Annotated in this window: 16 protein-coding genes; 6 read left to right on the plus strand and 10 right to left on the minus strand. The window is 72.3% G+C overall.

The window, feature by feature from the left end; all coding sequences use genetic code 11:
• Nucleotides 1-62: 62 nt before the first annotated feature.
• Genes BAY60_RS08280 through BAY60_RS08290 form a run of 3 tightly spaced genes read left to right on the plus strand, consistent with a single transcriptional unit; the run spans nucleotide 63 to nucleotide 1,773 of the window.
• Nucleotides 63-467, plus strand: a complete 405-nt coding sequence (locus tag BAY60_RS08280) for a MerR family transcriptional regulator (protein ID WP_112280164.1) — start codon at nucleotides 63-65, stop codon at nucleotides 465-467.
• Entirely contained in the window at nucleotides 467-1,471 is a 1,005-nt protein-coding gene (locus BAY60_RS08285; RefSeq protein ID WP_112280165.1) for an alkylmercury lyase family protein, read from the plus strand. Before BAY60_RS08280 ends, BAY60_RS08285 begins: the two co-directional genes overlap by 1 nt.
• 59 nt (nucleotides 1,472-1,530) lie before the next feature.
• Nucleotides 1,531-1,773 (plus strand): hypothetical protein, encoded by a 243-nt coding sequence (locus BAY60_RS08290; protein ID WP_245992370.1) that lies wholly within the window; start codon nucleotides 1,531-1,533, stop codon nucleotides 1,771-1,773.
• 14 nt (nucleotides 1,774-1,787) lie between these two features.
• On the opposite strand, the gene BAY60_RS08295 is transcribed toward BAY60_RS08290, so the two are convergent.
• The 5 genes from BAY60_RS08295 to pdxR form a co-directional block, all read right to left on the minus strand.
• Nucleotides 1,788-2,387 carry a DUF305 domain-containing protein gene (locus BAY60_RS08295; RefSeq protein WP_112280167.1) on the minus strand — a complete coding sequence of 200 codons (600 nt, stop codon included), beginning with the start codon at nucleotides 2,385-2,387 and terminating at the stop codon, nucleotides 1,788-1,790.
• Nucleotides 2,388-2,470: 83 nt separating this feature from the next.
• Nucleotides 2,471-3,559, minus strand: coding sequence for a M23 family metallopeptidase (locus tag BAY60_RS08300; RefSeq protein ID WP_112280168.1), 1,089 nt, complete (start codon nucleotides 3,557-3,559; stop codon nucleotides 2,471-2,473).
• Nucleotides 3,560-3,733: 174 nt separating this feature from the next.
• The gene (locus BAY60_RS08305; RefSeq protein ID WP_112280169.1) at nucleotides 3,734-4,063 is read right to left on the minus strand and encodes a putative quinol monooxygenase; all 330 of its coding nucleotides are present in this window, start codon (nucleotides 4,061-4,063) and stop codon (nucleotides 3,734-3,736) included.
• 77 nt (nucleotides 4,064-4,140) lie between these two features.
• A complete protein-coding gene (locus BAY60_RS08310) occupies nucleotides 4,141-4,428 on the minus strand; it encodes a DUF3040 domain-containing protein (RefSeq protein WP_112280170.1) in 288 nt (95 codons plus the stop codon).
• A 63-nt stretch (nucleotides 4,429-4,491) separates the two neighbouring features.
• Nucleotides 4,492-5,985 (minus strand): MocR-like pyridoxine biosynthesis transcription factor PdxR, encoded by a 1,494-nt coding sequence (pdxR, locus tag BAY60_RS08315; RefSeq protein ID WP_112280804.1) that lies wholly within the window; start codon nucleotides 5,983-5,985, stop codon nucleotides 4,492-4,494.
• A gap of 28 nt (nucleotides 5,986-6,013) precedes the next feature.
• Between pdxR and BAY60_RS08320 the strand changes: the two genes are divergently transcribed.
• Nucleotides 6,014-6,622: a LysE family translocator gene (locus BAY60_RS08320; RefSeq protein WP_112280171.1), complete on the plus strand. Its 609-nt coding sequence runs from the start codon at nucleotides 6,014-6,016 to the stop codon at nucleotides 6,620-6,622.
• A 5-nt stretch (nucleotides 6,623-6,627) separates the two neighbouring features.
• Complete coding sequence (locus tag BAY60_RS08325) at nucleotides 6,628-7,323, plus strand: B3/B4 domain-containing protein (protein WP_112280805.1); 696 nt, start codon at nucleotides 6,628-6,630, stop codon at nucleotides 7,321-7,323.
• On the opposite strand, the gene BAY60_RS08330 is transcribed toward BAY60_RS08325, so the two are convergent.
• Genes BAY60_RS08330 through BAY60_RS08340 form a run of 3 tightly spaced genes read right to left on the minus strand, consistent with a single transcriptional unit; the run spans nucleotide 7,320 to nucleotide 12,750 of the window.
• Nucleotides 7,320-9,233: a serine/threonine-protein kinase gene (locus BAY60_RS08330; protein WP_245992371.1), complete on the minus strand. Its 1,914-nt coding sequence runs from the start codon at nucleotides 9,231-9,233 to the stop codon at nucleotides 7,320-7,322. The two genes, BAY60_RS08325 and BAY60_RS08330, sit on opposite strands and share 4 nt — an antisense overlap.
• 55 nt (nucleotides 9,234-9,288) lie before the next feature.
• Entirely contained in the window at nucleotides 9,289-10,386 is a 1,098-nt protein-coding gene (locus BAY60_RS08335; RefSeq protein WP_112280173.1) for an acetate/propionate family kinase, read from the minus strand.
• A gap of 12 nt (nucleotides 10,387-10,398) precedes the next feature.
• Entirely contained in the window at nucleotides 10,399-12,750 is a 2,352-nt protein-coding gene (locus BAY60_RS08340) for a phosphoketolase family protein (protein WP_112280174.1), read from the minus strand.
• Between the two features lie 176 nt (nucleotides 12,751-12,926).
• Between BAY60_RS08340 and fdhA the strand changes: the two genes are divergently transcribed.
• Nucleotides 12,927-14,141, plus strand: coding sequence for a formaldehyde dehydrogenase, glutathione-independent (fdhA, locus tag BAY60_RS08345; RefSeq protein WP_112280175.1), 1,215 nt, complete (start codon nucleotides 12,927-12,929; stop codon nucleotides 14,139-14,141).
• 122 nt (nucleotides 14,142-14,263) lie between these two features.
• Here fdhA and BAY60_RS08350 read toward each other — a convergent pair whose 3' ends face one another.
• Both BAY60_RS08350 and ctaD read right to left on the minus strand, forming a co-directional pair.
• On the minus strand, nucleotides 14,264-14,737 hold the full coding sequence (locus tag BAY60_RS08350) for a DUF309 domain-containing protein (protein ID WP_112280176.1): 474 nt from the start codon (nucleotides 14,735-14,737) through the stop codon (nucleotides 14,264-14,266).
• A gap of 26 nt (nucleotides 14,738-14,763) precedes the next feature.
• Complete coding sequence (gene ctaD / locus BAY60_RS08355; protein WP_170160332.1) at nucleotides 14,764-16,527, minus strand: aa3-type cytochrome oxidase subunit I; 1,764 nt, start codon at nucleotides 16,525-16,527, stop codon at nucleotides 14,764-14,766.
• Between the last annotated feature and the right edge of the window lie 4 nt (nucleotides 16,528-16,531).

Genomic DNA, 16,531 nt, shown 5'->3' on the forward strand with positions numbered 1-16,531 from the left:
AGGCCGGTTGCCCGAGGGTGCGACTTGACTCCGTAGCCGGGTACAGGGTTGAGGATGGGGACATGCGCAGCAGCGAAGTCGCCGCCCGGGCGGGGGTCCACCCGCAGACCCTGCGGTACTACGAGCGTCGCGGGCTGGTCAGCGAGCCTCCTCGGACGGCGACGGGCTACCGGGTGTACCCGGCGGCGGCCGTGAGCAGGGTGCGCTTCGTCAAACGGGCGCAGGAGCTGGGTTTCACGCTCGACGAGGTGCGCGACCTGCTGCACCTGGCCGACGGCGGGCCCGACGACTGTGACAGCGCCCGCGCTCTCGCCAGGTCCCGGCTCCGGGCGCTGGAGGCCAGGATCGCCGACCTCCACCGGATGCGGGAGTCACTGGTCGAGCTCGTGGAGACCTGCGAAAGGCCGCGCCGCGATCGGCGGTGCCCGCTGCTGGACGCGCTGCAGACCGGCCGGAAGGAGGCGTGATGGAGCTGCGGATCCTGCACGTACCCGACTGCCCCAACGTCGAGCTGCTGCGGCAGCGGCTGAGGCAGGCGGCGGACGACGCCGCGATCGGCGTCACCACCCGCGTCGTCACCGACCTGATCGACGCGGAGAAGGAAGGCATGACGGGATCGCCCACGTTGCTGGTCGACGGGGCCGACCCCTTCGCCGAACCCGGCAGCGCACCGAGCTTGTCCTGCCGGCTCTACCGCGACGCCGAAGGGCGGGCGTCCGGCGCTCCGTCCGTCGCCGCGCTGCGCCAGGTCGTGGCAGGCACCAGCTCAGCTGAGGGCGCGTGCTGTGCGGCCGGGGCGGACACCGACGACGCCGCGAGCGCCCTGCGCGGCGTGCGGGCCCGGGCGGCTCCCGCCGATCCCGCCGAGCGAGCCGTGCACCAGCTGATCCTGCGCTCGTTCGCCGCGCACGGCGTGGCACCGGGGCGATCCACGCTCGCGACGGCGGCGGCGCCGTCCGGCGACCGGATCGACGACGTGCTGGCTCGCCTGCACGAGCGCGACGTCATCCGCACGGATCGGCACGGCCGGATCCGCGCCGCGTATCCGTTCTCCGCCGTGCCCACCCGGCACCGGGTCCGGCTGGAGGGCGGCCCGGAGGTGTCCGCGATGTGCATGATCGACGCGCTCGGGATGCCGTTCATGCTCGGCGTCGACGCCACCATCGCCACGGTGGCACCGGATACGCACGAGCCGATCACGGTGACCGTGACCGACGGCCACGTCGCCTGCGACCCGGCTCGCACGGTGGTGTTCGTCGGCACCGAGAACGCCGCCGGGCCCTCCGCCGACGTCTGCTGCGACCATCTCAACGCCTTCCCACACCCGGATGCGGCGCGCGCCTGGGCCGCTGCCCATCCCGGCGTTGCCGGCGACATCCTCGACATCCACGGCGCCGCCCGGCTCGGTGCGCACATCTTCGGCGGGCTGCTGGATCCGGACCCGGGCACCGCGGCCGGGGCCGGCCCGTGACCGCCGACGCCGGGCGAACCGGGGCCGAGCCGCTTTCTTCGGTGTGCTGGTGCTGCGGTGTGAACCGCGACGACGCCGAGCTGGTGCACCTGGGCAACCACCCTGAGGTCGGCATCTGCGTCTCCTGCGCCCGTTGGGTGCAGCGCCGCGCTCGCGCACTCGAGGACCGGCACAGCCGCGGTGTGGCCGCACACCTCCGTGCGCTGGTCGGCTCGGCCCGCGCCGCGGTCATCGCCAGGGGGTGGCACGAGCGCGGACGCCTTGGCGCGTTCCTTCGCCGGCTCGACCGGTACCTGCCCTGAGCGGCACCGGCTGCCTACCGCTCGAGAAGCGCCGTCATCTCCTGGACCTCGGGGCGCTGCCGGTCGACGATGGTCCGCGCGTACAGCGAGGCCAGGGAGTCGGCGCCCGCGCGAAGCTGCGTCTCGGCCAGCTCGACGGCGCCCTGGTGGTGCTCGATCATCGAACGCAGCCACAGCTCGTCGAACTCCGCAGCGGTAGCCTCCTGGAGCTGCTGGAACGTCTCCTCGCTCATCAGCCGCGAGTGGTCGTGGTCGCCGCTCGCGCCGCCGCCCGGCGTCACGCTCTCGCCCCACAGCCGCAGCAGCGCCAGCAGCTGGTCCAGCTCCGGCTGCTGCGCACCCTTGATCCGCTGGGCCAGAGCCTGGATTTCCGGGCTGGGGGAGCGCTCCAGGGCAAGGTCGGCGGCGACCACCGCCTGCTCGTGGTGCGGCACCATCTGCTGGGCGAACTCGACGTCGCTGCGGTTGTGGTTGCTCTCGGCGGTGGCGGTACTGCTGGTGGCCGCGGTGGAGGACGGGGCCGGTGCCGGTGGGTCGCTTTCCGCCGAAGGGCCGCAGGCTGCTGCGAGACCGGCGATCAGGGCCAGCGAGGGGACGACGAGGTTGCTGCGCATGAGGAAACGACGATCCTTCTGTCACGGGCGGGGCCGACGAAGCCTACCCGCCTCCCCGTCATGGTCCACTGTGGATGTCCGGTTCAGATGTCGATCCCGTGGCTGCGGAGCCAGATCAGCGGGTCGATCTTGCTGCCGTCCTGGTGGACCTCGAAGTGCAGGTGCGGTCCCGTGGACTGGCCCCGGTTGCCGATGGTCGCGATCTGCTGGCCCGCCGACACCTGCTGGCCGACGGAGACCAGCGACTCGTTGATGTGGCCGTAGACGGTGATCAGCCCGTTGCTGTGCTGGACACGCACCCACAGCCCGAAGCCGCTGGCCGGCCCGGAGTCGATCACCTCGCCCGCCATCGCCGACACGATGGGCGTGCCGATCTCGTTGGCGATGTCGATGCCGTAGTGGATCGTGCCCCAGCGGGCGCCGTAGGTGGAGGTCAGCGTGCCCTGCGCGGGCAGCACCACGCCACCGGTGCCGGTCTGGCCGCCGCCGCTGACGGTGCTGCCTGCCTGCGAGGCGAGCGCCGCTCGCTCGTCGGCGAGCCGTTCGGTCTCGGCCTTCGCCGCGTTCTGCGCTTCCTCCGCCGCCGTGTACGCCCGCTCGGCGGCCTGCTTCGCCTTCGCCGCGTCATTGCGGTTGGCGACGGCTCTGCGCAGCGCCGTCCGTGCCGTCCGCTCCAGCGTCGTCTTGCGCTCCACGGCGCGGCGCATGGTGTCCAGAACATCGAGATGCTCGGCGCCGAGGACGTTGAGCAGCGACGCGCGGTCGAGCATCTCGGTCGGGCTTTCCGCGCCGAGATACGCCGAGATGGAGCCGACCGTGGAGCCCTGCCGGAAACTGGCCGAGGTGAACCTGTCGAACTTCGTCCGCACCTCGCGCTCCCGCCGCGCCGCCTCGGCGGCCTCGGTGCGTGCGCGGGTGGCCTTCGCTTGCGCGGCCTCGGCCGCGGCCGAGGCCCGCTCGTGCCGCCGCTCGGCGTTCGTGAACGTCTCGTAGGTCGCCGCCAGCTTCGCCTGCGCGGCCCTCAGCTCGGCTTCGGCGGCCGCGATCCGCCGCTCCAGGTCGCTCGCAGGCTGCTGGCCCGTCGCGGCCGGGCTGCCGAGCACCGTCGCGAACGTCAGCAGGACAAGCACAACAGTGGACGCGATCCGCGCCAGGCGGCGACGCGCACCCATGGCGGCTCCAGGAATCATTGGGCCGCACGTCGGGGGCACGTGCGACCCGGGGTCGGGGGCGCCTGCGACTATGCGTGGGCCCGCTCCCGGAATCCACCGGCGATGACTTACATCACAACATTTGGGTCACAATACTGCAACGAGTAGGTGGCGCCTTGCGCTCCGTGTCGCGGATCAACGCTGCGTGACGGCCATCTCACCGAGTTCGGACCAGTCGTCCTGGTCCACGGTGGTGCTGACGATGCGCGGTGTCTCCGCGAGGTGCTGCGGCAGTGTCCGCTGGGCCTTCCGGAAGTGCTCCGACTGCACGTGCGCGGCACCGGCGTCCCCGTCGCGGAAGGCCTCCACGAGCACGTACTCGGCCGGGTCGTCGAGGCTGCGGGACCAGTCGAACCAGAGGCACCCGGGTTCGGACCTCGTCGCCTCGGTGAACTCCCGCGCGATCTGCGGCCACTGCTCGGCGTACTCGGGCAGAACCCGGAACTTGGCGGTAATGAAGATCATGGTGCTCCCTCGTCGCGGCCGCGTGACGGTCGGCAGCAACGATGCCAAACCGGCCGGGCTCGCGCACGCGGTGCCGGCTACTCCTCGCGGTCGGGCTCCGGCCCGGTCTCGGCGGGCGCCGCCGACAGGTGCAGCCACGCCGCACCGCCCGCCGTGATCAGCCCGAGGAACACCAGGCCGAGATCCAGCGTGTACAGGCCCACCAGAATCGCGGCCGCCGCCAGCAGATCAAGGACGATCCGCCCCACCCGCGGCCAGACCCCTCGCCGGGCCAGTGCGCTCAGGTCGTCGGCGAACGCGGGATCATCGGCCTCGAACCACTGCTCGATCCTGTCCAGTTGCTGGCGCTCGTGCGGACTCAGCATCACCGCTCCCCGGCTCGCTCCTTCGGCGTCGCTTGCAGTCGCTTGCAGGGCACTTCCAGGGACCTACCCGGCGGTCGGTGCCGGCAAACCGCGGCGCACAAGGGGGCCCAGCGTGGCGATGCCCTGCTCGATGTCGCCCGCCGCGCTGGCCGCGTAGCCCAGCACCAGCCCCGGGACGCCGGGCCGCTGACGGTGCCAGGACAGCGGCTGCACCTTCACGCCCTGGGCCAGCGCGGCGGCCGCAAGGCCAACATCGTCCACCCCGGCCGCGAGGGTGACCATCAGGTGCAGCCCTGCCGCGGCCCCGTGCACGGTCGCGCCCGGAAGGTGTGCCCCGATCGCCCGGATCATGGCGTCGCGCCGCCGGATGTGCCGCCTGCGCAGCAGCCGCAGCTGCCGCTCCAGCTCGCCCGAATCCATCAGCTCGGCGAGCACCAGCTGCGGCAGGGCCGCGTTGCCGAGGTCGGCGTCGCGCTTGGCCGCCACCACCGCCGCCCGATACCGCCGCGGCACGAGCAGCCAGCCGATCCGCAGCGCGGGCGCCAGCAGCTTCGACACGCTGCCCGCGTAACAGACGTGCTCGGCCAGCATCGACCGCAATGCGGGCACCGGGGGCCGGTCGTAGCGGTGCTCGGCGTCGTAGTCGTCCTCGACGATCAGCCCACCCGCCTCGGCCCACCGCATCAGGCCTCGCCGCCGCCCGCCGTCCAGCACGACCCCGGTGGGGAACTGGTGCGCAGGGGTCAGCATCACCGCGGGCAACCCGGCCAGCTCGTCGACCTGCACTCCGCCCCCGTCCACGGTCACCGGCGGCGTCGCCAGCCCCCAGTTCGCCAGGTGCCTGCGCGCGCCGAGCGAGCCCGGATCCTCCACGCCGACCGTGCTGATGCCGTCCGCGCGCAGCACCTGCGCGAGCAGTCCGAGCGCCTGCGCCACCCCGGCGACGACCACCACCTCACCGGGTTCCACGCTGATGCCCCGGTTGCGGGCCAGCCAGGTCGCCAGCGCCCGGCGCAACGCGGGCGTACCCCGTGGATCGCCGTAGCCGAAGTCCGCGGGGGCCAGCCTGCCGAGCACCGTGCGTTCCGCCCGCAACCAGGCCGACCGCGGAAACGCCGCCAGGTCCGGCACGCCCGGCGACAGGTCGATCCGCGCGGGCGCCGTGCGCAGCGTGTCGAACACGTCCTCGCCCGGCTCGGCGGGGAACACCTCCGCGGGCGGCGTGGGCGCGTTGCCGGGTGCAGGCGGCCGGGGGCGCACCGGCGCGGCCACCACCACCGTGCCCGCCCTGCCGCGCCCGGCGACGTGCCCGTCCTCCGTCAGCCGCCGGTACGCGTCGGTGACCACGCTCCGCGACACGCGCAGCTCCGCCGCCAGCACCCGGCTCGGCGGGAGCCTGCTGCCCACCGGCAGCGTGCCGTCCGCGATGGCGGCGCGCAACCGCTCCGCGAGCCACCCGGTACGCCCGCCGCGTGGTGCGGCGCCGATGTCGAGCTGCAGGAAATCCGACCCGGTCGTTATGGTCTGCTCGACCGGACGTCGTTTGGCCCTGCCCATCGAGCCATTCTGGCAGCACAGTGGTGCGATGAGCATCGCGTTCCTGCTGACCACGCTGGTGGTCGTCGCGACCCCGGGCACGGGCGTCGTCTACACCCTGTCGACCGGCGTGACACAGGGCCGCCGCGCGGGGGTCGTCGCCGCGTTCGGCTGCACGCTGGGCATCGTTCCGCACCTGCTCGCCACCATCACGGGGCTCGCGGCCCTGCTGCACACGAGCGCGCTCGCCTTCCAGGTCGTCAAGTACCTGGGCGTGGCGTACCTGCTGTACCTGGCGGTGGCGACGCTGCGCGACCGCGAGGCCCTCACGGTCGGCAGGGAGGCGCCGCGGCGTTCCGCCGGCCGCGTGATCGCCTCCGGGGTGCTGGTCAACCTGCTCAACCCCAAGCTGACGTTGTTCTTCGTCGCGTTCCTGCCCCAGTTCGTGCCGCTCGGCGCGCCCGGCTCGCTCGGCCGCATGCTGGCCTTGAGCGGGGTGTTCATGCTGGCCACGTTCGTGGTCTTCACAGGCTACGGCCTCGCCGCCGCCGCGGTGCGCGACCGCGTGCTGACCCGGCCCCGCGTGCTGGCCTGGCTGCGGCGCGTCTTCGCGGGCACGTTCGCGGGTCTCGGGGTCACCCTCGCCGCCACCACGTGAGCACCATGCACTTCCGGCACGCCGACGACATCTGGGCCGAGCATCCCACGCTGGTCGCCGGGGTCGCCCGCGCGGGCGGCATCACGCCGGACGGCGACGTGGACGCCGCTCTCGGCCCGTTGCACGCCGTTGCCCGGGCCCGCCTCGCCGGAGCGGCCGAGTCCGACCTGCCGGAGATCCAGGCGTGGCGGCGCACCTTCACGCGGCTCGGCCTCAAACCCACCCGGTACCGGTGCGCGGCCGAGTCGCTGCTGCGCCGGTTCCGCCGCGAGGGCACCCTGCCGCGCATCCACCCGCTCATCGACCTCGGCAACGCGCTCTCGCTGGCCTACGCCATCCCCGTCGCCGTGTTCGACCTCGATCGCGTCGCCGGGTTCCTCGAGGTCCGCCACGCCGACGGCGGCGAGCGGTACCTCACCTTCGGCGGCGAGGTCGAGCACCCGCGCCCCGGTGAGGTGATCTTCGCTGACGCCGAGGGCAGGGCCCACGCCCGGCGGTGGACCAACCGGCAGAGCGGCCACTCCGCCGTGCGCGACGGCACCCGCGAGGTGCTGGTGGTCGCCGAGGCCCTGCACGGCTCGGCCGCGAGGGACGTGCCCGCGCTGCTCACCGCCCTCGTCGAAGGCCTCCAGCGCGCCTGGCCGGGTGCGGTGCGGACGGCCGTGCTCAGCGCCGGGGCGCCCCGCTTCCCTCCGGACTAACGGAGCCTGACGACCCGGACGGCGTTCCCGCCGCCCAGCGCCACGTAGGCCCGCGCGCCGTCCGGGCTCACCGCCACGTCGAGCGGCTCGGCCCCGACCGGCACCCGCGCGACGACTTTCCTCGTGGCCGCGTCGAGCACCACCAGCCCGTCCGCGCCGACGACGTACACGCGCCTGCCGTCCGGGGACACGGCAGCACCCTGCGGCTGCGTGCCGACCTGCACGGTCGCCTCCACCGAGCCGTCGCCGGTGCGCACCACGGCCAGCGTGCCGCCGTTCTGGTCGGGCACATACGCCGTGGCGCCGTCCGGAGACAGCGCCGAGTCCTGCAGCCTGCCGCCCAGCGCGATGCTTCGCGTCACCTCGCCGCTGGCGGCCGCCAGCCCGGTGAGCGTGCCGTCCTCCGCGTCGGCCACGTACAGCTCGCCACCGTCGGGGGAGACGAGCACGTCGAACGGCTTCGGCCCGGCCGCCACGGTGCCGGCGACGCGGTGGGCGACCGTATCGAGGATCGTCACCGTCCCGGCCGCGTCGTTGGTGACGTACGCGCGGTCGCCGTCCGCGGCGAACGCGACCCGATCGGGGCTTGGTCCCACCGGGATGGTCGTGGTCACCTCGGCGCGTCCGGCGTCGATCACCGACACCGTGTCCGACCCGTAGTCGGCGACGTAGACGACCGCACCGTCGGGCGACACCGCGACACCGCCGGGCTCGGCGCCGACGTCCACGGTCGCCACCACCCGGCCGTCCCCGGCGGCGAGCACCGACACCGTTCCGGCCTCCGAGTTCGTCACGTACACGCGGGCGCCGTCGGGGGAGACGGCCACGCCCTCGGGGCGCTGCCCGACGGGGATCGTCGCGGCCGCCGTCACCGCGGCGGGCCGCCGCGACGCGGTCGGATCGGCGGGCGGCGTATCGCCGTCGCCGCGCATGCTGAGCAGGATGACCATCCCGGCCACCGCGCCGACGAGCACCACCCCGGCCACCGCCAGCGCCGCCCGCCTGCCGCCGCGCGCCGGTTCCCGCGGCGGTGGCGTTGGCGGGATCGGCGTGGTCACCGGCTGCGTCACGAACGGCTCCGTCGCCGGTGCGGGCGCGGTCTCCAGCGCCGCTCTGGCCGCCGAGGCCAGCTCCCCGGCGCCGGCGAACCGGTCGGCGGGCTCCTTCGCCATGCCCTTGGCCACCACGGCGTCGAACCCGGCAGGCACGCCGGGCCTGGTCCGCGACGGCGCGGGCGGCACCCGGTTGGCGTGGGCGTAGAGCTGGGCGAGCGCGTCCTCGCCCGCGAACGGCTTGTGCCCGGTCAGCGCCTCGTACAGCACGCAGGTCAGGGCGTACACGTCGCTGCGCGCGTCCACCCGGCCCGAGCCGAACCGCTCCGGCGCCATGTAGTGCGGGGTGCCGATCATGTCGCCGGTGCCGGTCAGCCGCGTGCCGGTCGCCGAGCTGGCGATGCCGAAGTCCACGAGGTACACGTGGTCGTCGCCGCTGAGCAGCACGTTCGACGGCTTCACGTCGCGGTGGACGAGGCCGTCGGCGTGCGCGGCGTCGAGCGCGCCCGCCACCTGCGCGACCACCCGCACCGCCCGGTCGGGCTCCAGCGGGCCGTCGCGGTGCAGCAGCGTGGCCAGGTCGACGCCGTCCACGAGCCGCATGTCCAGAAACAGCAGGCCGTCGATCTCGCCGTAGTCGTGGATGGGGATCACGTGCGGCTCCCGCAGCCGCGCCGCCACCCGGGACTCGCGGCGGAAGCGTGCCTGGAAGTCGGCGTCGGCGGCGAGCGTGTGCGGCAGCCGCTTGAGCGCGACGACGCGGTCCTTGCGTGTGTCGTACGCGCGGTAGACCTCGCCCATCCCGCCCCGGCCGATGAGCGCGTCCAGGCGGTAGGGGCCGAACAGCTCTGCGGTCACGGCGGCCCTCCCTCGCCGCAAGAGCATAGCCGGGCAGGAAGTTCCGGCGATCTACTTAGGACAACAATGTGGCGCGGGTGTGCCGGGCGATCTCCAGGTCCTCCCGCGCGGTCACCACGAGTGTCCGCACGTCCGCTCCGTCGGCGCCGATGTCGGCGTCGCCGGTCGCGGCGTCGTTGCGGCCGGGGTCGACCCGCACACCCAGGTAGCCGAGGCTCTCGACGGCCGCCTGCCGCACCCTGGGCCCGTGCTCACCGACACCGCCGGTGAACACCAGCGCGTCCAGCCCGCCGAGCGAGGCCGTCATCGCGGCGATCTCCCGGCGCAGACGGTGCACGTACACGCCGAACGCGAGCGTGGCCCTCGGCTCGCCTGCGTCGGCCCCGCGCAGCACCTCGCGCATGTCGCCGCTGCCGCCGGCCAGCCCGGCCAGGCCCGACTCGTGCTCCAGCGCGTGGCTCACCTGCCCGGCGTCCAGCCCGGCGTGCTGCTGCAGCCACAGCACCAGTCCCGGGTCGACGCTGCCGGTGCGCGTGGCCATCACCAGCCCGGCGAGCGGGGTGAATCCCATGGTGGTGTCCACGGACCTGCCTCCGGCCACCGCGGCCAGCGACGCGCCCGCGCCGAGGTGGCAGGTGACGGTGCGCAGTTCGCCGACCGGCCTGCCGAGCAGGTCGGCGGCCCGGCGCGCGGCGTAGTCGTGCGAAAGGCCGTGGAAGCCGTACCGGCGCAGCGACCAGCGCCGGTTCCACTCGTGCGGCAGCGCGTAGACGGCGGCCTCGTCCGGCAGCGTGGTGTGGAACGCGGTGTCGAAACACGCCACGGCCGGTGTGCCGGGCAGCACCCCGGCCACCGCGTCGATCCCGGCGAGCCCCCGTGGCTGGTGCAGCGGCGCCAGCTCCGTGAGCGCGGCGATGCGCTCGCGCACCCGGTCGTCGAGCACCACCGGGTCGCGGAACTCGGTGCCGCCGTGCACGATCCGGTGGCCCACGGCGTCCACCGCGGGCAGGCCCTTCACGAACTCGGCCAGCTCGTCGCTCTCGTGCGCGCCCTGCCACGACCCCAGATCGAGCGTGTCGACCACCTCGTCGCCCGCGCCGAGCAGGCGCACCTTGAGGCTGGACGATCCGGCGTTGACGACGAGCACGTGCATGCCGACCCCCGGTCAGTACGGCCAGGACCAGTCGCGGACCTCGGGCAGGTCCTCACCGTGCTCGCGGATCCACGCGTGGTGGCGGGCGCGGGTGTCCACGAGCTGCTGCCGCAGCCGGGCCGTGGTGACCCCGAGCCCGGGCACCCGGTCGAGTACGTCGATGCACAGCCGGAACCGGTCCATGTCGTTCATGACGAGCATGTCGAACGGCGTCGTCGTCGTGCCCTCCTCCTTGTAGCCGCGCACGTGCAGGTTGTCGTGGTTGGCGCGGCGGTAGGTCAGGCGGTGGATCAGCCACGGGTAGCCGTGGTAGGCGAACAGCACCGGCTTGTCCGTGGTGAACAGCGCGTCGAACTCGCGGTCGGTCATGCCGTGCGGATGCTCGGTGTCCGGCTGCAGGCGCATCAGGTCCACGACGTTGACCACGCGCACCTTCAGGCCGGGCAGGTGGTCCCGCAGCCAGGCCGCGGCCGCCAGCACCTCCAGGGTCGGCGCGTCACCCGCGCACGCCAGCACCACGTCCGGCTCGCCCTCGGTGTCGGTGCTCGCCCACTCCCAGATGCCCGCGCCGCGGGCGCAGTGCAGGACCGCCTCCTCCATGGGCAGCCAGTCGGGCAGCTGGTTCTTGCCCGCCACGATGATGTTCACGTAGTCGCGGCTGCGCAGGCAGTGGTCGGCCACCGAAAGCAGCGTGTTGGTGTCCGGCGGCAGGTACACGCGGATCACCTCGGCCTTCTTGTTCACCGCGTGGTCGATGAAACCGGGATCCTGGTGCGAGAAGCCGTTGTGGTCCTGCCGCCACACGTGCGAGGTGAGCAGGTAGTTCAGCGACGCGATGGGCCGCCGCCAGTCCAGCCGCCGGCTCGTCTTCAGCCACTTGGCGTGCTGGTTGAACATCGAGTCGACGATGTGGATGAACGCCTCGTAGCAGGAGAACAGGCCGTGCCGTCCGGTGAGCAGGTAGCCCTCCAGCAGGCCCTGGCAGACGTGCTCGGACAGCATCTCGATCACCCGGCCCTCCCGCGCCAGGTGCTCGTCGGAGTCCAGGAGCTGCGCCTGCCACTGCTTGCCGGTCACCTCGTACACCGCGTCCAGCCGGTTGGAGGCCGTCTCGTCGGGCCCGAACAGCCGGAAGTTCGCCGCGTCGTCGTTGGCGGCCAGCACGTCCCGCAGCCAGCGGCCCAGCACCCGCGTGGGCTCGGACGCCGAGCCGCCCGGCTTGGCCACCTCCGCCGCGTGCTCGCGGAAGTCCGGCAGGTCCAGCTGGCGCAGCAGCAGCCCGCCGTTGGCGTGCGGGTTGGCGCCGAGCCGCCGCGGGCCGGACGGCACCCGCGCTCGCAGCGACTCGACCGGGCCGCCGTCGGCGTCGAACAGCTCCTCCGGCCGGTACGACCGCAGCCACGCCTGCAGTGCCGCCAGGTGCTCCGGGTTCTCCCGCACCGCGGGCAGCGGCACCTGGTGGGAACGCCAGGTGCCCTCCACGGCCATACCGTCCACCTCGGCGGGGCCGGTCCAGCCCTTCGGCGTGCGCAGCACGAGCACCGGCCAGCGCTTCCGCTCACCGCGCTTCACGGCGCCGATCACGTCGACGATCTCGTCGAGCGTGGCCGCCATCACCTGGTGCATGGCCTCCGGCTCGTGGCCCTCGACGTAGTACGGAAGGTAGCCGTAGCCGCGGAGCAGCGCGTCGAGCTCCTCGTGGGGGATGCGCGCCAGCAGCGTCGGGTTGGCGATCTTGTAGCCGTTGAGGTGCAGGATCGGCAGGACCGCGCCGTCCCGTCGCGGGTGCAGGAACTTCGCGGCGTGCCAGCTGGTGGCCAGCGGCCCCGTCTCCGCCTCGCCGTCGCCGATCACGCACGCCACCAGCAGGTCCGGGTTGTCCAGGGCCGCGCCGAAGGCGTGCGCGAGCGCGTAGCCGAGCTCCCCGCCCTCGTGGATCGAGCCGGGCACCTCGGGGGAGACGTGGCTGGGCACGCCGCCGGGAAAGGAGAACTGCCGGAACAGCGCGCGCATGCCCCGCTCGTCGCGGTCGATGTGCGGGTAGGCCTCGCTGCAGGTGCCCTCCAGCCAGGCGTTGGCCCACGCCGCGGGCCCACCGTGACCGGGACCCAGCACGTACATCACGTTGGCGTCGCGCCGCTGAATGATGCGGTTCAGGTGCGCGCACACGAAGTTCAGGCCCGGCGTGGTGCCCCAGTGCCCCAGCAGCCTCGGTTTGATGTGCTCCGCGCGCAGCGGCTCGCGCAGCAGCGGGTTGTCGAGCAAATAGATCTGGCCCGCGGACAGGTAGTTCGCCGCGCGCCAGTAGGCATCGATGTCGCGCAGTTCGCCGGTGTCCAGCACGGTGCCCGTCCGCTCGCCCATGTACTCCGACGGTAGTCACCTCGTGGCGGCCGCGCAGGCGACCGAATGCCCCTCGAAAGGGCCCGCCGGACTTTTGCGGCCGAAGCGGAGGTCGCGATGGCTGGCAGGACCGCGCGCCAGGGTTTACGTTCGGATGACGCCCGCAGAAACCGGCGAAAAACAAAGGGGTTTTCACCATGCCGGGTAATCGTGTTGTCGTCTACCAAGGGCCAGGACAGGTTTCGGTCGAGCAGATCGACTATCCGAAGCTCGAACTTCCCGATGACGTCGTCGACGGGCTCGGCCTGCCGAAGCAGGCTCCGCACGCGGCGATCCTGAAAATCGTCTCCACCAACATCTGCGGCAGCGACCAGCACATGGTGCGCGGCCGCACCACGGCGCCCGTGGGCCAGACTCTCGGGCACGAGATCACCGGGGAGGTGGTGGAGGCCGGGGACGACGTGCTGTTCGTCAAACCGGGCGACATCTGCTCGGTGCCGTTCAACATCGCCTGCGGGCGGTGCCGGATGTGCTTCGAGGGCAAGACCGGCATCTGCCTCAACGTCAACCCCGCCCGCCCGGGCGCCGCGTACGGCTATGTCGACATGGGCGGCTGGCTCGGCGGGCAGGCCGAGTACGTGATGGTGCCCTACGCGGACTTCAACCTGCTGCGGTTCCCCGACCGGGACCAGGCGCTGGAGAAGATCCTCGACCTGACGATGCTGTCGGACATCTTCCCGACCGGTTACCACGGCGCCTACACGGCCGGCGTGACCACCGGTTCGACGGTGTACGTCGCCGGTGCGGGACCCGTGGGGCTCGCGGCCGCGCACGCCGCCCAGCTGCTGGGCGCGTCCGTGGTCGTCGTCGGCGACCTCAACGCCGACCGGCTGGAGCAGGCCCGCAGCTTCGGTTGCGAGACCGTGGATCTGAGCCGTTCGGGCGAGCTGGGCGACATGATCGCCGAGGTGCTGGGCGAGCCGGAGGTCGACGCGGCCGTCGACGCGGTGGGCTTCGAGGCGCGCGGGCACGGCCAGGACGCGGCCGAGCAGCCTGCCACCGTGCTCAACGACATCATGACCATCGCGCGCGCGGGCGCGTCGCTGGGCATCCCGGGCCTGTACGTCACCGGCGACCCGGGTGGTGTCGACGAGAACGCCAAGGTCGGCCAGCTCGGGGTGCGCATCGGGCTGGGGTGGGCGAAGTCGCACTCGTTCACCACCGGCCAGTGCCCGGTGAAGAAGTACAACCGCCTGCTGATGAACATGATCCTCAGCGGCAAGGCGCGCATCGCCGAGGCGGTGAACGCCACCGTGTTGCCGTTGAGCGACGCCCCTGACGGCTACCAGCAGTTCGACCGAGGAGCCGCGAAGAAGTACGTCCTGGATCCGCACGGAATGGTCGCGGCGTAACCCTTCGCCGCCGCCCCAAGCTCCCCAATGCGGCATTGGTGGCGTCAGACGCTACGAATGCCGCATTGGGGAAGTTGAACGCTACGAATGTGGCATTCGGGAGCTTGCGGCGACCGGCTTTGTCAGCGGAGGCGGGGTGCGATCGCCGCGGGATCCGGTGGGTCCTGGTGTGCGGGCAGTCCGTTCGCGAGGGTCAGCGCCCACTCGCGCAACCCCGCGACGTCGATGCCGTGCGGCGGGTCGGCGGCGAACGGCTGGATGTTCTCCGCGCCCCGCCGCAGCAGCGACGCGCCACCGGTGAGGTTGCCGCGCGCCGCGTGGGTCACGCCGACCGCCAGCTGTGCCAGGCCCCGCCACAGTTCCCGCTCGTGGTCGGGGCCGGACTTCCACGCGTCCTCGAACACCTCGTGAGCGTGGAACGGCTTGCCGTCGTCGAGCAGTTGCTGCGCCTCGGACAGCGCCTGTTGCGGTGTGCGTTCCACGCCTTCCGGCTGCCGCTCGACTCCCTGCGCGTCGTAGGGCAGCGGCCTGCCGAGCCCGTCGCGCGGACGGGCGTTGCGGGCGCGGCCCTCCTCGTCTCGGTCTCGATCAGCCACGACGCCGAGTCTGCCACGCCTCGCCGTCAGCCCAGCTCGCCCTTCGTGGCGTCGGAGGCCTTCTTCTCCGGCGGCTGCGGTTCGGCGGTGTGCGGCTTGGTCCTGCCGGTGAGCGTGATGTGTCCCTCGTCGTGCAGGCGTTCGACCATGTGCGGGTAGTGCAGCTCGAAGGCAGGCCGCTCCGACCGGATGCGGGGCAGTTCCGTGAAGTTGTGCCGCGGCGGTGGGGAGCTGGTGGCCCACTCCAGCGAGTTGCCGTAGCCCCACGGGTCGTCGACCTCGACGGGGTCGCCGAACCGGTAGCTGCGCACGACGTTCCACACGAACGGCAGCATCGACAGCCCCAGCACGAACGCGCCGATGGTGGACACCATGTTGAGCACGGTGAACCCGTCGGAGGCGAGGTAGTCGGCGTACCGGCGCGGCATGCCCTCGTCGCCGAGCCAGTGCTGCACGAGGAACGTCGTGTGGAAGCCGAGGAACGTCAGCCAAAAGTGCAGCTTCGCCAGCGGCTCGTTGAGCATCCTCCCGGTGAACTTCGGGAACCAGAAGTAGATCCCCGCGAACGTGGCGAACACGATGGTGCCGAACAGCACGTAGTGGAAGTGCGCCACCACGAAGTAGCTGTCGTGAACATGGAAGTCCAGGGGCGGGGCGGCGAGGATGATGCCGGTGAGCCCGCCGAGCAGGAACGTCACCAGGAACCCGATCGACCACAGCATCGGCGACTCGAAGCTCAGCTGCCCCTTCCACATCGTCCCGATCCAGTTGAAGAACTTGATGCCGGTCGGCACGGCGATGAGGAAGGTCATGAAGGAGAAGAACGGCAGCAGCACCGCGCCGGTGGCGAACATGTGGTGCGCCCACACCGCCACCGACAGGGCCGTGATGCCCATCGTCGCGAACACCATGAGCCGGTAACCGAAGAGCGGCTTGCGGCTGAACACCGGGATGATCTCGGTGATGATGCCGAAGAACGGCAGCGCGACGATGTAGACCTCGGGATGGCCGAAGAACCAGAACAGGTGCTGCCACAGAATCGCGCCGCCGTTGGCCGGGTCGAACACGTGAGCCCCGATGTGCCGGTCGGCGAGCAGCCCGAACAGCGCGGCCGTCAGGATCGGGAAGGCGAGCAGCACGAGCACGCTGGTGAACAGGATGTTCCAGGTGAAGATCGGCATCCGCCACATCGTCATGCCGGGGCAGCGCAGGCACACGATCGTCGTGATCATGTTGACCGCGCCCAGGATGGTGCCGAGCCCCGACACGATCAGCCCGCTGATCCACAGGTCCCCGCCGACGCCCACGGAGTACGCCGCGCGCGACAGCGGCGTGTAGGCGGTCCAGCCGAAGTCCGCGCCCCCGCCCGGGGTGAGCAGCGAGCTGAGCACGATGAGCCCGCCGAACAGGAACAACCAGTACGAGAACGCGTTCAGCCGGGGGAACGCCACGTCGGGCGAGCCGATCTGCAGCGGCAGCACCAGGTTGGCGAAGGCGAAGAGCACCGGCGTCGCGTAGAGCAGCAGCATGATCGTGCCGTGCATGGTGAACAGCTGGTTGTACTGCTCCTGCGACAGGAACTGCAGTCCCGGCCGCGCCAGCTCGCCCCGCATGAGCAGCGCCATCAGGCCGCCGATCATGAAGAACGACATGGCCGTGACCAGGTACAGCACGCCGATCTGCTTGTGGTCGGTGGTGCGCAGCAGCGACAGCATCGCCTGGCCGCGCTTGCCCGTGTGGGGGCGTGGCTGCTGGATGGGCGTCGGCCGGAGACCGATCTGCGTGTCCAAAGGG

The organism is Prauserella muralis, assembly GCF_003202285.1.
Taxonomy (GTDB): domain Bacteria; phylum Actinomycetota; class Actinomycetes; order Mycobacteriales; family Pseudonocardiaceae; genus Prauserella_B; species Prauserella_B muralis.

Excerpts from the sequence above, each read along its gene's own strand:
- BAY60_RS08280 (WP_112280164.1), top strand. The coding sequence starts at position 63 with ATGCGCAGCAGCGAAGTCGCCGCCCGGGCGGGGGTCCACCCGCAGACC.
- BAY60_RS08285 (WP_112280165.1), top strand. The coding sequence starts at position 467 with ATGGAGCTGCGGATCCTGCACGTACCCGACTGCCCCAACGTCGAGCTG.
- BAY60_RS08295 (WP_112280167.1), bottom strand. The coding sequence starts at position 2,387 with ATGCGCAGCAACCTCGTCGTCCCCTCGCTGGCCCTGATCGCCGGTCTC.
- BAY60_RS08300 (WP_112280168.1), bottom strand. The coding sequence starts at position 3,559 with ATGGGTGCGCGTCGCCGCCTGGCGCGGATCGCGTCCACTGTTGTGCTT.
- BAY60_RS08305 (WP_112280169.1), bottom strand. The coding sequence starts at position 4,063 with ATGATCTTCATTACCGCCAAGTTCCGGGTTCTGCCCGAGTACGCCGAG.
- BAY60_RS08310 (WP_112280170.1), bottom strand. The coding sequence starts at position 4,428 with ATGCTGAGTCCGCACGAGCGCCAGCAACTGGACAGGATCGAGCAGTGG.
- pdxR (WP_112280804.1), bottom strand. The coding sequence starts at position 5,985 with ATGGGCAGGGCCAAACGACGTCCGGTCGAGCAGACCATAACGACCGGG.
- BAY60_RS08320 (WP_112280171.1), top strand. The coding sequence starts at position 6,014 with ATGAGCATCGCGTTCCTGCTGACCACGCTGGTGGTCGTCGCGACCCCG.
- BAY60_RS08325 (WP_112280805.1), top strand. The coding sequence starts at position 6,628 with ATGCACTTCCGGCACGCCGACGACATCTGGGCCGAGCATCCCACGCTG.
- BAY60_RS08335 (WP_112280173.1), bottom strand. The coding sequence starts at position 10,386 with ATGCACGTGCTCGTCGTCAACGCCGGATCGTCCAGCCTCAAGGTGCGC.
- BAY60_RS08340 (WP_112280174.1), bottom strand. The coding sequence starts at position 12,750 with ATGGGCGAGCGGACGGGCACCGTGCTGGACACCGGCGAACTGCGCGAC.
- fdhA (WP_112280175.1), top strand. The coding sequence starts at position 12,927 with ATGCCGGGTAATCGTGTTGTCGTCTACCAAGGGCCAGGACAGGTTTCG.